12 protein-coding genes are annotated in these 15,547 nt (G+C 40.0%); 2 read left to right on the forward strand and 10 right to left on the reverse strand.

All coding sequences use genetic code 11. From position 1 onward, the window contains the following. Position 1: 1 nt before the first annotated feature. The 3 genes from ATE92_RS03160 to ATE92_RS03170 form a co-directional block, all read right to left on the reverse strand. The gene (locus tag ATE92_RS03160; RefSeq protein ID WP_100802318.1) at positions 2-1,750 is read right to left on the reverse strand and encodes a peptide MFS transporter; all 1,749 of its coding nucleotides are present in this window, start codon (positions 1,748-1,750) and stop codon (positions 2-4) included. Positions 1,751-1,819: 69 nt separating this feature from the next. Further along, positions 1,820-3,205 carry a peptide MFS transporter gene (locus ATE92_RS03165; protein WP_100802319.1) on the reverse strand — a complete coding sequence of 462 codons (1,386 nt, stop codon included), beginning with the start codon at positions 3,203-3,205 and terminating at the stop codon, positions 1,820-1,822. Positions 3,206-3,234: 29 nt separating this feature from the next. Then, positions 3,235-5,448 carry a S9 family peptidase gene (locus ATE92_RS03170; protein ID WP_100804338.1) on the reverse strand — a complete coding sequence of 738 codons (2,214 nt, stop codon included), beginning with the start codon at positions 5,446-5,448 and terminating at the stop codon, positions 3,235-3,237. 145 nt (positions 5,449-5,593) lie between these two features. On the opposite strand from ATE92_RS03170, the gene ATE92_RS03175 reads away from it, so the two are divergent. Together ATE92_RS03175 and ATE92_RS03180 are read left to right on the forward strand one after the other, a co-directional pair. Continuing rightward, entirely contained in the window at positions 5,594-6,907 is a 1,314-nt protein-coding gene (locus tag ATE92_RS03175) for a hydroxymethylglutaryl-CoA reductase, degradative (RefSeq protein ID WP_100802320.1), read from the forward strand. Positions 6,908-6,909: 2 nt separating this feature from the next. Beyond that, positions 6,910-7,812 carry a GYDIA family GHMP kinase gene (locus ATE92_RS03180; RefSeq protein ID WP_100802321.1) on the forward strand — a complete coding sequence of 301 codons (903 nt, stop codon included), beginning with the start codon at positions 6,910-6,912 and terminating at the stop codon, positions 7,810-7,812. A 58-nt stretch (positions 7,813-7,870) separates the two neighbouring features. On the opposite strand, the gene ATE92_RS03185 is transcribed toward ATE92_RS03180, so the two are convergent. From ATE92_RS03185 to ATE92_RS03215, 7 genes are all read right to left on the reverse strand, one after another. Further along, positions 7,871-9,970 (reverse strand): peptidylprolyl isomerase, encoded by a 2,100-nt coding sequence (locus ATE92_RS03185; protein ID WP_100802322.1) that lies wholly within the window; start codon positions 9,968-9,970, stop codon positions 7,871-7,873. Between the two features lie 195 nt (positions 9,971-10,165). Continuing rightward, on the reverse strand, positions 10,166-11,413 hold the full coding sequence (locus ATE92_RS03190) for a hemolysin family protein (RefSeq protein WP_100802323.1): 1,248 nt from the start codon (positions 11,411-11,413) through the stop codon (positions 10,166-10,168). Further along, positions 11,413-11,613 carry a hypothetical protein gene (locus tag ATE92_RS03195; protein ID WP_100802324.1) on the reverse strand — a complete coding sequence of 67 codons (201 nt, stop codon included), beginning with the start codon at positions 11,611-11,613 and terminating at the stop codon, positions 11,413-11,415. Before ATE92_RS03195 ends, ATE92_RS03190 begins: the two co-directional genes overlap by 1 nt. Beyond that, positions 11,603-12,175, reverse strand: coding sequence for an LPS export ABC transporter periplasmic protein LptC (gene lptC / locus ATE92_RS03200; protein ID WP_100802325.1), 573 nt, complete (start codon positions 12,173-12,175; stop codon positions 11,603-11,605). Before lptC ends, ATE92_RS03195 begins: the two co-directional genes overlap by 11 nt. Positions 12,176-12,177: 2 nt before the next feature. Continuing rightward, on the reverse strand, positions 12,178-13,539 hold the full coding sequence (locus ATE92_RS03205; RefSeq protein ID WP_100804339.1) for a lipopolysaccharide assembly protein LapB: 1,362 nt from the start codon (positions 13,537-13,539) through the stop codon (positions 12,178-12,180). A 19-nt stretch (positions 13,540-13,558) separates the two neighbouring features. Beyond that, positions 13,559-14,797 carry a hypothetical protein gene (locus ATE92_RS03210; RefSeq protein WP_100802326.1) on the reverse strand — a complete coding sequence of 413 codons (1,239 nt, stop codon included), beginning with the start codon at positions 14,795-14,797 and terminating at the stop codon, positions 13,559-13,561. Next, entirely contained in the window at positions 14,797-15,525 is a 729-nt protein-coding gene (locus ATE92_RS03215) for a type III pantothenate kinase (RefSeq protein WP_100802327.1), read from the reverse strand. The genes ATE92_RS03210 and ATE92_RS03215 overlap by 1 nt, the downstream gene beginning before the upstream one ends. Positions 15,526-15,547 lie beyond the last annotated feature (22 nt).

Raw genomic sequence — 15,547 nt, forward strand, 5'->3', positions numbered from 1 at the left:
TTTATCTAACGCCGTGCATTAGTTTTTTAATTACCGGATACAACACAGCCGAAAGCACCCCAAGTCCAACTGCTGCCGCCGTAAGCAACCAGAAGAAGTAACTAAGACCTTCGGTTTGAGCAATTCCTTCGGAGGCCTCGCCAAAGACTCCGGCCAATTTCATACCTATCGCTACCGCCAGATACCAAATACCAAACATCATGGCAATCATTCTGCCGGGGACCAGCTTACTCACATAGGAAAGTGCTACAGGCGAAATACAAAGCTCGCCCATGGTATGGAAGAAATACACCAGGATTAACCAGATCATACTCACTTTCGCGGTTTCAGCACCTACAGCAATATCGCCGGCGCCAATGGCAACACAGGCCATACCTACTCCCAGAAGTATCATCCCTAAGGCATATTTCATGTTTGCATTTGGGTTGTACTTACTCTCCCACCATTTTGAAAATAAGGGAGCCATAGCAATTATAAATAGAGAGTTCAATACGCCAAACCATGAAGCCGGAACTTCTGCGATATCCTTTAAGAATTCGGTATACAGCATCCAAAGCGCGATACCCCAAATAATAATAAAACTGGTTGCCAAGAAAATATTAGAGAGGGCATATTTCGCAAATGTCTTTTTAAATAACAGCCACAGTACCCATGAGATAATTGACAGAGGGATAAGGGTCATCAAAGAATTGATCACTTTAAATATCATGGCCGAATCCCCTTCCAATACACGTTGGGTATAATCTCTTGCAAAAATGGTTAACGAACCGGGTGCTTGTTCAAAAATCGCCCAGAAAAAGATGGTGATAAAGGCAAAAAATACTACAGCCAACATTCGGTCTCGAACAATTCGGGTATATTTTGGAATACGGATAACCAACAGTAAAATAAACAACATCAGTGCTGTTAAGATCACCAAATTAGAACCCGCCAGTCCAAAAGCACTAAAATCGAATAAATCATACTCTCCTTCACTAATCTTGGAAACAGGATCGTTTAATATCCACGCCAATCCCAATACCGCGGCCACAACAATGATTCCTAATTGAAGCGGTGTAAACGGATTTAGTTTTGTTTCGTCGGTAATTAATTCATCGGCAATAGGTTCTGCTTTAGCCGGTTTGAGTCCAATTTTACCAAATATATTCTGAGCAAACCAAAATTGCAGTAATCCAAACAGCATAAAAATACCGGCTACACCAAAGCCCCAGCTCCAGCCTACTTTTTCTCCTAAATAACCACATAACAAAATTCCTAAAAAGGCTCCGGCATTCACTCCCATATAAAAGATGGTATAGGCGCCGTCTTTCTTTTCTGGCCTATTCACATACATTTCAGAAATAATAGATGTCATATTGGGCTTAAAGAAACCACTACCAAAGACCAGTAAGGTTAATCCCGTATAGATAAAGAAAGGTACTTCGAGCGCCATACACGCGTGTCCGAGCGTCATTAATAGTGCTCCTATTACAACTGCCCATCGATACCCGATTTTCTTATCTGCCATATAACCTCCCAGAAGTGTAGAGAGATAAACCAAAGAAGTATAGGTTCCGAAAATAGCAAAGGCATGTTCCCGGGGCCACCCCCAACCTCCGTCCAAAAGAGCGGCGGTAAAAAACATCACTAATAAGGCGCGCATTCCATAGTACGAAAAACGCTCCCACATTTCGGTAAAGAAGAGTACAAAGAGTCCCGCAGGATGACCAATTACTTTGTCTTGAAACATGCTTTCAACATCGGTATTCATATGCTATAATTTAGATGGTGTTTAGATATAGAAAAGCCCCGTTGTATCCAACGAGGCTTATTTTATTTTTTAGTGATCGGCTACTTCGTAACCTTCGGTTTCGTCGTGTTTCATGATGCGTTCGTTGTCTTCGGCGCCATGTGTTAACTTTTCCAGTTTCTTTCTGAAAAGCATTACCAATAATCCGAAACCTACACAGAATACTGCAATTCCGGTAAAGATGGTGTATTCTCCCAATGCTACGGAAGCTTCTCCAAGTAGACCTGCTAATTTATTTCCAAATCCTGTCATCGCGAAATAAACTCCCATCATTAAGGAAGCATACTTTAAAGGTGCTAATTTGGTAATGTATGAAAGCGCCACCGGAGAGATACATAATTCTCCAACAGTGTGGAACAAATAGGCTAATACCAACCAATACATGGCCGATGATCCGTTACTTTCATACTGTCCTGCAGCTGCAGTCATAAAAAAGAATCCGGCACCCATGATAATCAATCCTATAATCATCTTAAAGAGTGAGGTAGATACTTTTCCTTTCAATTTTCTCATAGCCCAGTATGCTGCCACGGAAGTTCCTAAAAAGATGATAAACATAGCATTTAATGACTGGAACCAAGACGCAGGAACTTCCCATCCCATGAGCATCCTGTCTGTTTTTTCGGAAGCGTATATATTCATCAAGCCTCCTGCCTGTTCGAAAGCACCCCAGAATACAATTACCAATAAGAAGGAAATAAACAATACAACAACTCTGTCTTTTTCAATTTTAGTAAGAGGACGCTTCATCGCGGCTTTTTCTTCCGGATTTTCAGAAGTACCCGTGAAATTACCAACATGCTTTAAGTGCTTCTGACCCGCCAAATACTGAATAAGACCCAAAGCCATCCCAATACCTGCCAATCCGAAACCATAATGCCATCCATGTACTTCACCCACATATCCAACAATTAAACTGGACAAAAAGGCTCCGATATTAATTCCAATATAGAAAATGGTAAATCCCTTATCTCTTCGAATATCACCTTGCTTGTACAAACCTCCTACCATAGTAGAAATATTCGGCTTCAACATTCCAACTCCGGCGATAATAAGTCCTAATCCCGTATAAAAGGCATACATTTCTTCAACGGCCAAAATACTGTGTCCTGCGACCAATAAAATTCCGCCTATTAAAACCGATTTCTTCTGTCCTAAAAATTTATCGGCTATCCAACCTCCGGGAATGGAAGCCACATACACCAACATGGTATACCATCCATAAAGCGCCAAAGCTTCTCCGTTAGACCATCCTAACCCTGCATTTGCATCGGTAGTTGCCCCTACCAGGTATAATACAAAAATGGCTCGCATTCCGTAGTATGAGAATCGTTCCCACATTTCTGTGAAAAAGAGCACATAAAGTCCTACGGGATGTCCGAATAGTTGTTTTTGATTTTGGAGAGCTGTTGACATAGTGTTGTATTTAGTTACTGTTTAGTTAGTTAATTTTTTATCTGAATCATTTGTTCTTTAGGTTCACCCAGTGTTTCATGGATAAACTTGGTCATTTTTTTGTACAAATGCAAACGAGTGTTTCCGCCGTAAATTCCGTGATTCTTATCGGGGTAAATCGCCCATTCAAAATCTTTATCGGCTTGCACCAAGGCTTCCACCAAGCGGGTTGTATTCTGAACGTGTACGTTATCATCTGAACTTCCATGGACTAACAAAAAATCTCCTTGCAGTTTGTCTACATGAGACATAGGAGAGTTTTCGTCGTACCCTGAAGGATTTTCCTGTGGAGTTTCCATATAACGTTCGGTGTAAACGGTATCGTAAAAACGCCAGCTGGTCACCGGAGCCACTGAAATTGCCATTGAAAACGTGTCGGCTCCCTGAAACAAACAGTTAGCCGCCATAAATCCGCCGTAACTCCATCCCCAAATACCTATTCGATCTGCATCTATATAAGGTAATTCCCCCAGTTTTTGTGCCGCGGAAATTTGGTCCTGTACTTCGTACTTCCCTAGTTCTTTCTGGGTCATTTTTTTGAAATCCCTTCCTTTAAATCCGGTACCTCTTCCATCTATACAAACAACAATATATCCTTGTTGTGCCAGCATCTGGTGCCAATAATCGTTAGCACCACCCCAGCTGTTGGAAACATTCTGCGAACCGGGACCTGAATACTGATACATAAACAAAGGGTACTCCTTGTTAGGGTTAAAATCCTTCGGTTTGATGGTGTACATATTCAAATCTTCCCCGTTAATTCGAATGGTAGAAAATTCTTTCGGGGAGGTTTTGTAGCCCGCCACCTGATTTTTAAGTGCGTTGTTATTTTTAATTTCCCTGATCAACTTTCCCGTTTTGGCGTCATTCAGTGTAAAAACATAGGGAGTTTCGGTGTCGGAAAAAGTTTTAATAAAGTAGGTAAAGTCGGCACTAAAGGCAGCACTGTTGGTGCCTGTTTTATCGCTCAATCGCACTTTGTTCTTCCCCGAACGCAATACCGAATACACATCACGATTAATACTTCCGTTTTCGGTACTCTGGTAATAAATTCGTCCGGTATTCTGGTCGAAACCGTAGTAACTTGTCACATCCCAATTTCCAATAGTAATCTGGTTGATAAGCTTTCCGGTTTTGTCGTAATGGTAAATATGATTCCAACCACTCTTCTCACTGGTCCAAATAAAACTGTTGTCGTTTAAAAAAGTAAGATCATCTGTCACATCCACATAGGCTGCATCGGTTTCCTTGTGAACGAGGCTCGAGGTATTAGTAGCTGCATTCACAAAAACCAAATCCAATTCGTTTTGATGTCTGTTGGTTAATTGCACACTTAACACATCGGCATCCTTGGTCCATTTAATTCTTGGAATATAGTAATTGTTGTAGTTCGAAATGTCTACTTTGGAGGTTTTTGCAGATGCTAAATCGTACATATGCAGTGTTACCAGGGCATTGGCTTCACCGGCTTTTGGATATTTAAAAACCTGTTGTGTTTGGTATAAATCACTTCCGTACACGTCCATTGAAAACTCCGGTACATTGGTTTCGTCGAAACGTATAAAAGCTATTTTAGTTCCGTCCTTATTCCAATCGAAAGCACGTACAAAGGCAAATTCTTCCTCATACACCCAGTCTGTAATACCGTTGATAATGCTGTTCTTTTTTCCGTCGGTGGTAATTTGCTGTACGGTTCCATTTGCCAAATCCTTTACATACAAATTATTGTCGAACCCGTAAGCGATTTTACTACCGTCATTGTTGAAGGTAGGCTCCTGAATTTTCTCCTGGGAAACCAGCGTCAATTTTTTAGACGCAATATCGTATACATAAAAGGTTCCCAGGGAAGATCTTCGGAATATTTGCTGAAGCTGGGTTGCCAGTAACAGTTTGGATTCGTCTTCACTAAATTCGTAAGAAATAATGTATTCTATCCCCGGCAGATCTTTTGTTGTCACCAAAGTACGCACCTTATTACCGCTTTTGTAGTCGTAGACATCGACAGTGGACGCTTTTTGATCGCGATCATAATTTAAGACAGAATATTCCTTTCCGTTGTTTAAAGACCGAAGCACGTCCAGCCGTTCTGTACGGAAAGTTCCTCCCCAAATGTCTTCTAATGTAATTTCTTTTTGTTGTGCTATACCTGTAGAAATCGCTGCGAGAAACAGCACGAGCACCTTAACTGAAAATATTTGCTTCAAAGTGTTAAAAATTTGTTTCGCCAAGTTTACTAAATTTTAACGAAAAATGGGCAGTTTTTATGTTAAATACCTTCCCTTTGTTAGTAAATAACACGCTAAAAGCTTCGCTATAAATAGTATCTTTGTGTTTTCAATTGCAAAAAGTATGGCAAATCCCGTTTCAGGATTTTCAAAAAAATCGAAAGAAGAAAAAATTACCTGGTTAGCAGAAAATTATCTTGCCAACAGCCCCAACGCGGTTGCTACACTTAAAAAGTATTGGAATCCCGACGAAAAAATTCAACAATTACACGACGATTTTATAGAAAATACCCTGAGCAATTACTATTTGCCCTTTGGGATAGCACCTAATTTTTTAATCAACGGTCATCTCTACGCCATCCCTATGGTGATTGAAGAAAGTTCGGTGGTTGCTGCAGCTAGCAATGCCGCTAAGTTTTGGTTGAAGCGCGGCGGATTTAAAGCAGAAGTGCTTGGCACTGAAAAAAACGGTCAGATACACCTTAATTTCTTCGGAAAAAAGGAGCTTTTAACGCATTTCTTTGCTGAAGTAAAACCGAAACTCATAGCCGGGATAGCATCCCTTCAGAAAAAAATGCAGGAACGTGGCGGCGGATTGAAATCCATTGCCCTTATAGATGCTACCGAAAAACTGGAAGGCTACTACCAACTACATGCCACCTTTGAAACACTCGATGCCATGGGCGCCAACTTTATAAACAGTTGTCTGGAAGCCATGGCGCATATTTTTGAAGCCGAAGCAGTTCGTTTTAAGCCTTTTAAAGACCACAACACCTACCCGGAGGTGGTATTGAGTATTCTGTCTAATTATGTCCCTAATTGTCGTGTAAAAGCAAAGGTAAGCTGCAGGGTGGAAGACCTAACCGACAAACATACCGACGGAACTACGTTTGCAACTAAATTTGTACGTGCAGTAGCGATTGCTAAAGCCGAAAGACACCGGGCGGTTACTCATAACAAAGGTATTATGAACGGGATTGATGCAGTTATTCTCGCCACCGGTAACGATTTTAGAGCCGTGGAAGCGGGAATACATGCCTATGCTGCTAAAAACGGCGACTATACCAGTCTTACACATGCAAAGGTGGAAAATGGAATCTTTACTTTTTGGATTGAAATTCCGTTGGCGTTAGGAACCGTAGGCGGACTCACCACATTGCATCCTTTGGTAAAACTCGCTTTCGAAATACTTCAAAAACCCGATGCAAAGCAATTGATGCAAGTAGTTGCGGTTGCCGGACTCGCACAAAATTTTGCTGCAATCCGGTCGTTGGTGACTACAGGAATTCAGAAAGGGCATATGAAAATGCATTTGATGAATATTTTAAATCAGTTGGAAGCTTCCGAAGGAGAAAAAGAAAAGGCCGTTAGTTATTTTAAAGAAAATACGGTTTCGCATAGTGCGGTGGTTAGCTTTGTTGAAACCCTACGCACCTAACTGTGAAGCACACCTACTACAGCAACGGAAAATTACTCCTCACAGGCGAATATGTGGTGCTCGATGGCGCAAAAGCATTGGCCATTCCCACTCGCTACGGACAATCGCTTGAAGTAATCCCTTCAGAAAAAAAAGGAATAAGTTGGACGAGTCTCGATGCAAAGGGTGCCACATGGTTTTCGGCACAATTTGACGTATCACAAGTAGAGACTTCCGAAGCCAAAAATGCCACCGAACAAACCTTGATGAACATCCTTGTCGCCGCAAAAAAAATGAATCCGGATTTTTTATCCGAAAAAAAAGGCCTGGAGGTAATCACGCGATTAGATTTTCCGGAAAATTGGGGTTTGGGAAGTTCTTCTACCTTACTCAACAACATTGCACAATGGGCGAAAGTGGATGCATTTAAATTACTTTCAAAAAGTTTTGGAGGCAGCGGATACGATATTGCCGCAGCCCAACACGATAGCCCTATTTTATACCAAATTCAGAACCAGATACCCGGTATGACACCTGTATCTCTTCCATGGAATTTTACCAATAAATTGTTTTTTGTACACCTCAACCGAAAACAAGACAGCAAGGAAGGAATTGCACGCTATAAAAATGCTTCAGGCAACAAGGAAGCCATTAAAATAATTAGTGGCATAACTGAAACTCTTATCCGCTGTCATACGCTAGCCGAATTTGAGAAGTTAATTCAGCAACACGAGGCAGTTATTTCAGAAATAATAAAACTTCCCACCATTAAAGAACGGCTTTTCAGTAACTATACGCACAGTTTAAAAAGTTCAGGCGCCTGGGGAGGAGATTTTATACTGGCTACTGGCGGTGAAGCCGAGAAGGAATACTTTAGGAATAAAGGCTATCATACCATACTGGATTTTGATGCCCTTTTGAAATAAAAAAATCCTCCTTCGCGTATCGCAAAGGAGGATTTTTTATGTAGTTATCGCAGGACTTCTAGTAAAAAGAAGCTCTGTTATCTTCAATATCGGCTGTCTTTTTAAGTGCCTTATACAGATTTGTATTTACGGTTGGGACCACTTTAGCGTTCAACTGATTGGAATACGTAGTGTAATTATCTAAATTGGGTGCTTTGTTAACCGCCAACACACGTACTTTAAACACGCCTGTTTTACCATCGATAAAACCGGTTTCCTCACCTGCTTTTTTACCAAACGCCGCTCCTACAACTTTAGGTTCGGTTCCGGCATCAGCCAGAGTTGGACTTGCCATGGTTATAGCTGTTGCATTTTTCACAGTTACTTTCTGACTGGCAGCAATCTCTTGCAGTGTTGACCCAGTCACAGACTCGCGAATTTTCTTAGCCTTTTTCTCGTTGCGCAAGATAGGAGTAACTTTGGTCGAAGCCTCAGCCACACTCATAAGTCCTTTTTGGTTTTTACGGGTTAATTGTGCAATCACATAACCAGTTCCCACATTAAATCGTTTCACATCACCTACCTCGGTATCTTCATCAAACGCCCAGGTAACAATGGAACGGTTACTGCCAAGACCCGGAATATTAGAATCCAATTCTCCAATTTTATTTACAGGTTTTACCACTGCATTCTGTGATTCGGCAATTTTAGTAAAGTCTCCTTTTTGTGCTTCTACCTCATAGGCAGTAGCTTTCGAAAAGATATCGTTGATGGTAGTTTCAGAAGCATCTATCACCTTTGTAACGGTTGCTGTTTTGATTACGGTTTCGAAATTCTTCTGATTTTCAATTTCAATAATGTGGTATCCGAATTGTGTTTTTACTACCCCAATATCTCCTTTTTTATTTTCGAAGGAATAGTCTCTGAATTCAGGAACCATAGCGGTATACACAAAATTCTCATAGCGACCTCCTTTTTCAATACTTCCCTTGTCTGAAGACATGGCGGTAACAATTTCAGGGAATTTAGAACGGTTGGCTTTTACTACCGCCATAATACTGTCTGCTGTAGCTTTCGCCTGCTCGTCGGTACGTGTCTTATTGTCGGTTGGATTTAAACCGGCAGGAATTAATATGTGTCTAACCGAAACCGTATCGGGCAATTGACGCGTCCCAATTAATTTGGTAAGGCTCAATGAATTATTTATTTGATATGGTCCGTAGATATCTCCAACATTCATTTTAAAAATAGTATCCTTTAAAGCGTCCGGAAGTTCGTTTTTATAGTACCATGAATCTGAATAAGCGTTGTCTGAATTAGCATTTACAAATTCTTCGTAACTGGTAGTATTTTTTAATCCCGGAAGGGTGTCACCACTAATTAGCACATAGTCTTTCAAGGTAGCAATTTCGGCTTTGGCAGCTTCGATATCTTCTTGAGATGGCTCTTCAACGTACGAAACATATTGAATGTCTACCATAGGTTCTACTTCAAACTCTTTGGCATGGCTTTTCACATACTTGGCAATTTCGTCATCACTTACAGGAACCTGGTCGTCTGGGATATTGGTATAAGGAATTTGAACAAATTCAATATTAATTTTATCACTTTGAAAGCGATATTCCTTCTCACCATCGGCCGAAGTAGCGATCATTCCTCCTTTCACAAGGTTTAAATAAGTATTTTCAAGTGCTGTTTGCTTTGTGTTTTTTACATATTCCAACCACTGGTCGTATGCCTGTGGGTTGTTTGCCTTCACATCGGCAACGTATTCCAACATTTTTGCTTCGCTATATGCTCCCGATTCGTCTTGAAACGTAGGATTGCTTGCCAAATTTCTGCTTAACGCATTGTTGGTAAATTCGGTTTCGGCAACAAGGCCTATTTCCTCGTATTGCTCTTCCATTAGTACACGACGTAATTCGCGTTCCCACACAATATCCATTGCCTGAGAAGATGGCGCATTAGGTCCTAAAGAACGCTGTGCTACTTCCACTTTCTCCATGAATTCCTGACGCGGAATATCTACTCCATTTACCGTGGCTACGTTAGTTTGTCCTTTGTCTGTAGACATTCCACCATTACGTATAACATCTGCTAATACAAAAGAAAACAAGGCCAAAGCTATAATCACGATAAGGAATACCCCTCTTTTTCTAATACTGTTTAAAACTGCCATCTGTACATTTAATTTAGCTCCTTTAGTAGCTATGCGCTGTGAAAGGAGTTTTATGTTAGTTTCCCGTGTTTACCCTATCAAAGTGTATAAGGTTGAAGTTTAGGAATAAGCTTCATTTTATTTAGGGGGCGAAAATACCATTTTCCCACCATTTATAAAAGATTCAAATGAAAAAAAATGAGAAATCTAAAAAAACTAATCTTCGCTAATACGTTTCAGTTCTACCAACTCGATTTTGGTACTTGAAACTTCGAGAATTTTTATGTTGTAGTTTGCTATTTCAAGCGTTTCATTTTGATCCGGAATTTCTTCGGTGCTGTTTACAATCATTCCTCCAAGTGTTTCGTAGTTTTCACTTTCGGGAAGATTGAGTTTATATACTTCATTTAAATAATCTACTTCCAAACGAGCCGAAAACTGATAATGATTTTCAGCCAAAACTTCTTCAATCAATGCAACCGAATCGTGTTCGTCTTCAATTTCACCGAACAATTCTTCTATAATATCTTCCACGGTCATTATTCCTGAAGTTCCTCCGTATTCGTCTATCACTACCGCTATACTTTTGCGTTTTTTACTCAAAATGTTGAGCACGTCCTTGGCCAACATGGTTTCGGGGACAAACACCACGGGCATTAATATTTTTTTTAGGTGAGTTGGTTTTTTGAAGAGTTCGAAGGAATGTACATATCCTAAAATATCATCGATGTTTTCCTTGTACACTAAAATTTTTGAGAGTCCGGTGTCCGAAAAAATCTTACTCAATTCCTTAGGTGTGGTCTCAATGTCTACTGCGACCACTTCGGTACGGGGAATCATCACTTCTCTGGATTTTACTTCTGAAAAGTCTAAGGCATTCTGAAAAATCTGAATTTCGGTATCTATTTCGTCCGGAGTTTCAGAAGTTTCCATCTGTTCGGTGATGTAATTTCCCAATTCAATTTTACTGAATGTAAGCTGAATGGTATCCCCTTTAGTTTTAAAAAATATACGCAACACCAAATCGGAAATCCACATGATAAATTCGGAAATCACTGAAAATAATAGGTAAAAGAGGTAGGCCGGAACGGCAAATATTTTTACAATACTATTTGCATAAATTTGAGAAAATACCTTCGGTAAAAACTCGGCTGTAAGTAAAATTACCAGGGTCGAGATAATGGTTTGTACCAAGAGCCCGGAAAATGCTTCCGGAATTATGTCCATAAGCAAATCCCCCATATAGAACCCGTAAACCACCAAGGCGATATTGTTACCAACGAGCATGGTGGCGATAAATTTGGAAGGGCGTTTGGTTATTTTTTTGAGGACTCCTGCCAGAAAATTGTTTTGTTTCTTTTCAATTTCTATATGAATCTTATTGGAAGACACATAGGCAATTTCCATCCCCGAAAAAAAGGCGGAGAGGATAAGCATAATAACAATAATTACAAGGTATTCCATTAACGATTTTTATTGCGTTCTTCCATTTTCCTTCTGAAATTACGCTTAAAGAAATACATAAAAATAGCTACTACCGTAAAAAATGCAAATAAATACGCCCTGTTTCGGTTATCTGTCCAGTTTTCATAAGCTACATAGGCTGCGAAAAATGCCATTACAATATAAGCGTATTCAAAAAGGCGGTAAATTTTAGTTCCCATTGGTTTTCTTTTGATCTATTATTTGTACTCCCTGATTTTTTCGGGATAAAAAGTTGGTAAAGTCTTCACTGGAATCGAAACGGGCTCCGTCGTTATACGAACCGTCTTTTAGTTTCATTTGATAAGGCTGATCGGTAAAAACCCATTGATTTTTTTGATCCCAGTACAATTGTTCGGCTTTTAAAATAGTGCTGTCACTGGTTACCAGAACAACATTCTTCCGCAAATCTACAATATTGCTTTGATCAAACCGAATTGCATAGTCTGAAGTTACGGTACTTTTTTCATTCTTTTCGTTCCAAAAACGCACTTCAACACCTTCGGGAAACTCCTGATAGGGAAATTTAAAATTTGAATAATCGTGGAGCACCGGTGCAATGAGATTGGTCACTACTTTGCCCGAATCGGTATACTTTAAATTGATGTTTTTACCTTCGGCAACCGGGGCACCGTCTGCCAGATTTAACTGTTGAACGTTTTTGTAATTTCCTTCACATGCAAAAAGCGTGATGGTGCAAAGCAGCACCATCACGCTTTTAAACATATGTTTACCAGTGTTCATTCTTATAAGTTAGGCACTCGTACGCTTCCGCCAACCCAACAATTGAAAGAGATGGTTTTTCCTGCCATTCCTTCACTGAAGATATCGGTTTTTTGAGGTGCAAGTCCTCTATAGCTTGCTGAAGTAGCATTTGCCGAACCTGCAATTGATCCGTCCACTCGAGCGGCTTTATCGGCCATTTCGGCGGCTTTCCAATAGATAGCTCTCTTTTCGAAAGTTGTAGTACCACAATTGTTTGCACTTGCAGCATACATATTTGCTATCTTAAGATAAGCAATACCTGCCGAAGGCTTGGCTTCTACCATTTTCATATAATAAGTTCTGGCTTGACCGCTGCTTCCTTTTTTACGGAAGTTCTCTGCAATACTATAATATACTCTTGCCTTATCACTAGGATTGGTTTCCAATTGAGCTGCCTGATTAAAATAATCCAGGGCCTGACTAGCGTTTCCATCCTTTTCGGCCAATTTACCCAAATAGTAAGCAGACTTAGCGGAAGGCTCTAATTTGTGTAATTCTTGTACCAATTTAAAGAACAACGGATCGTCACAATCTTTGGCACTTAATCGTCCGGCTGCACGTTTCACCCAATCAATATCGGTTTTCTTGGCTTCAAAATCTTTTGTATACAAAGGAACAAGGTTAGGGCAATCTGCCAACTGACCCAATTTACCATCAACACTTCCTTTTACCTTTCCATAGGCATTCAGGTTTGTCTCGTAAGCACTTAAATTCCTGGTTTCTCTTGAGGTAAGCGTTGCGCCCGATTCCTGCTTATCCAATAATTTGGTAAGTTCGGCTGCCAGGTCGCTCTCTTCTTTTTCTATTTTGTTGTAAACTACATCGTATAGATCAAATACTTCCTGAAGGTCTTTTTGACCGTCGTTGTATAAATCTACCGCCAAAGAGAAATAGGTATACAAACTCTTTGGACTGATAAAGTTTTCCGCGTCTTTTTTGTAGGCCAAATCGAATGCGTTGAATTGCTCCATTTTGGTGCCAAGATCGTTATCGAACTTCACCTGTGCAATATCGGCCAGAACATCCCCTTCTTTTGTTTTAGTTGGGAAATTTGCCATACGCAGTTGGTAAGATTTAATTAAATCTTCCACCTTACTTTTATCTCCTTTGTCGATAAAGTATTTAAACATTCTTTCGGCATACTGATAAGTTGCCAGGCTGAATTTTGGACAGTCGGTGATTACTTTTTGATAATGAGGTAATGCTGCCTCATAATTTTTTGCTTTGGCCGGTTCGGCAAATAAGGACAATGTTATATTGCAATCATCCGGAGCCTGTGCAAATACTGAAACTCCAAAAGTGAGTGTTAATGTTGCTAATAATAAGATTCCTTTCTTTTTCATAATTCGTGTGTTTACTTTTTTAATCATAATATCTTTTTTCAAACCATTTGTCGTTTAACGACAGACTTAAAAATGTGTTGAAGAAATTTTCTTGTATCAAACCAAAGTCTTTAGTTCCTCGTCTTCCTACTTCGAATCCCAGATTCACATTCGAGAATACTCTTCCAACAGGTAGACCAACTCCAAAAGATATGCCAAACTCATTAATCCCTTGACCACTTATGTTAATTCCGGTTTCTTCATATCGAATTCCGGCTCGATACACCACTCGTTTCCAGTAGTTTCCAATAGAATTATAATTGGGAATATAAAATCCTCCCAATCGGTATTTGGCAGCATCCTCAAAAGTTACATCCGATATCTCGAACGTCCGATTTGTAAAGTTACTGGTTTTTTGATTTGTATATTCCAATCCTACGAACCAATTTTTAGGTTTTCCCAATCCGCTCCCAATTGTAAATTGTGAAGGAAAGGTAAAATCTGTATCATCTACAGGAATTTCATCTTCCACAACTACTCCCACAGCACCTGAATCGGTTAACAACACCGAAGCAAGGAATCGGCTATTTTCGGCATTGAAATTGGTCTCGGGTGTATAGGTCAACGAAGTGGATAATTCCAGGTTTTCAGAAACCATTGTTTTATAGGAAGCTCCAAAATTAAAACTAAACCCTAATAAATCGGATCTGTTTATTTCCCGAGTGGCATACTGCACTCCGGTGTCACTTATGGTAGTATTTTCAATATTTCCGAAGTTATAATTCACCTCAGCCCCAATATTTAGCTTTGGAGTTACCTTATAACCCATCGATAAAAAGGCCTTGTTCAATCCGCCGGAGCCGGTGTAATCTGTAGTAGTGTCTCCATCCTCAGATCGTAAACTATACCCCACTGAGGTATACGGGATTAATCCGAAGCCAACCCCTAGTTTCCCCATTGGGATACCGATAGCCAAATAATCTAAAGAAGTGGTAGATGCTCTTCTATTGGCATCTGTTGTGCTTTGATCTACGTATTTATGACTTGCGCCAACACTGTAGTTTACCAATTGTAATTCGGCCATTCCGGCCGGATTTTGGAGATTCAGGTGAATACTATCGGAATAAATACTTAACCCTCCCATAGCTCTATTTTCTACTGTCCCTTTAAACTTCAGGGTTCCAATACCGTAAAAAGAATAGGGAGAAGTGGTCCCCTCCTGGGCCAGTGAAACACCCGTAATTAGTAGAAATACCGCTATTATGATTTGTTTCAACATTAATCTTTGTTAAGTTCTAATATATAATTCAAGCCCTCCAATAAAAAATTTGAGTTGGCAAAGATGCCATTTTTTAAGCTATCTCGCAAAAAATGAGCGTCTCCTCCTGTTAAAATAATTGTTAAATCGCTATAATTTTCAGAATACGCCTCAATAAAACCGTCAATTTCGTACAAAACTCCTCGCACAACGCCTGAATGGATGGCGGTTGCCGTCGAATTACCAATCAATTTTTTAGGAGAACTAACATCCAATAACGGGAGTTTTTCAGTAAACGTATTTAGAGCTTTGTATCTCATTTCAATTCCCGGTGATATCGCACCTCCCAGATATTCTTTATTTTCTGAAAGAAAATCGTAGGTAATACAGCTACCTGCATCTACCACCAACACATTGCTATTTTGGAATAATTTTGCAGCAGCACTTACCAGCGCAATTCGGTCTACGCCCAACGTAGTTGGCGTACGATATAAATTTGAAAAAGGAATTTTTGCCGAATGGGTGAGTTCAAAAACCGGAACGCGTTGTTGTAATTTCAACAATTGGTGTTCCGAAAGATTCGCAACTGTAGAAACGATGCAATTGTGGACATCGGGGAAGCTGTCTAATGCTTCGGTGAGGGTTTCCAGAAAGTCCTTTTTTAAACACGTTTTTTTTAATTGAATCGCATCATTTTTGAAAATGGCAAACTTCAATAAGGTGTTCCCTACATCTATAACTAAATTCATTGGGTGGTATAAGGGGTTAAAT

It is taken from the genome of Ulvibacter sp. MAR_2010_11 (assembly GCF_002813135.1).
Lineage (GTDB): Bacteria > Bacteroidota > Bacteroidia > Flavobacteriales > Flavobacteriaceae > Altibacter.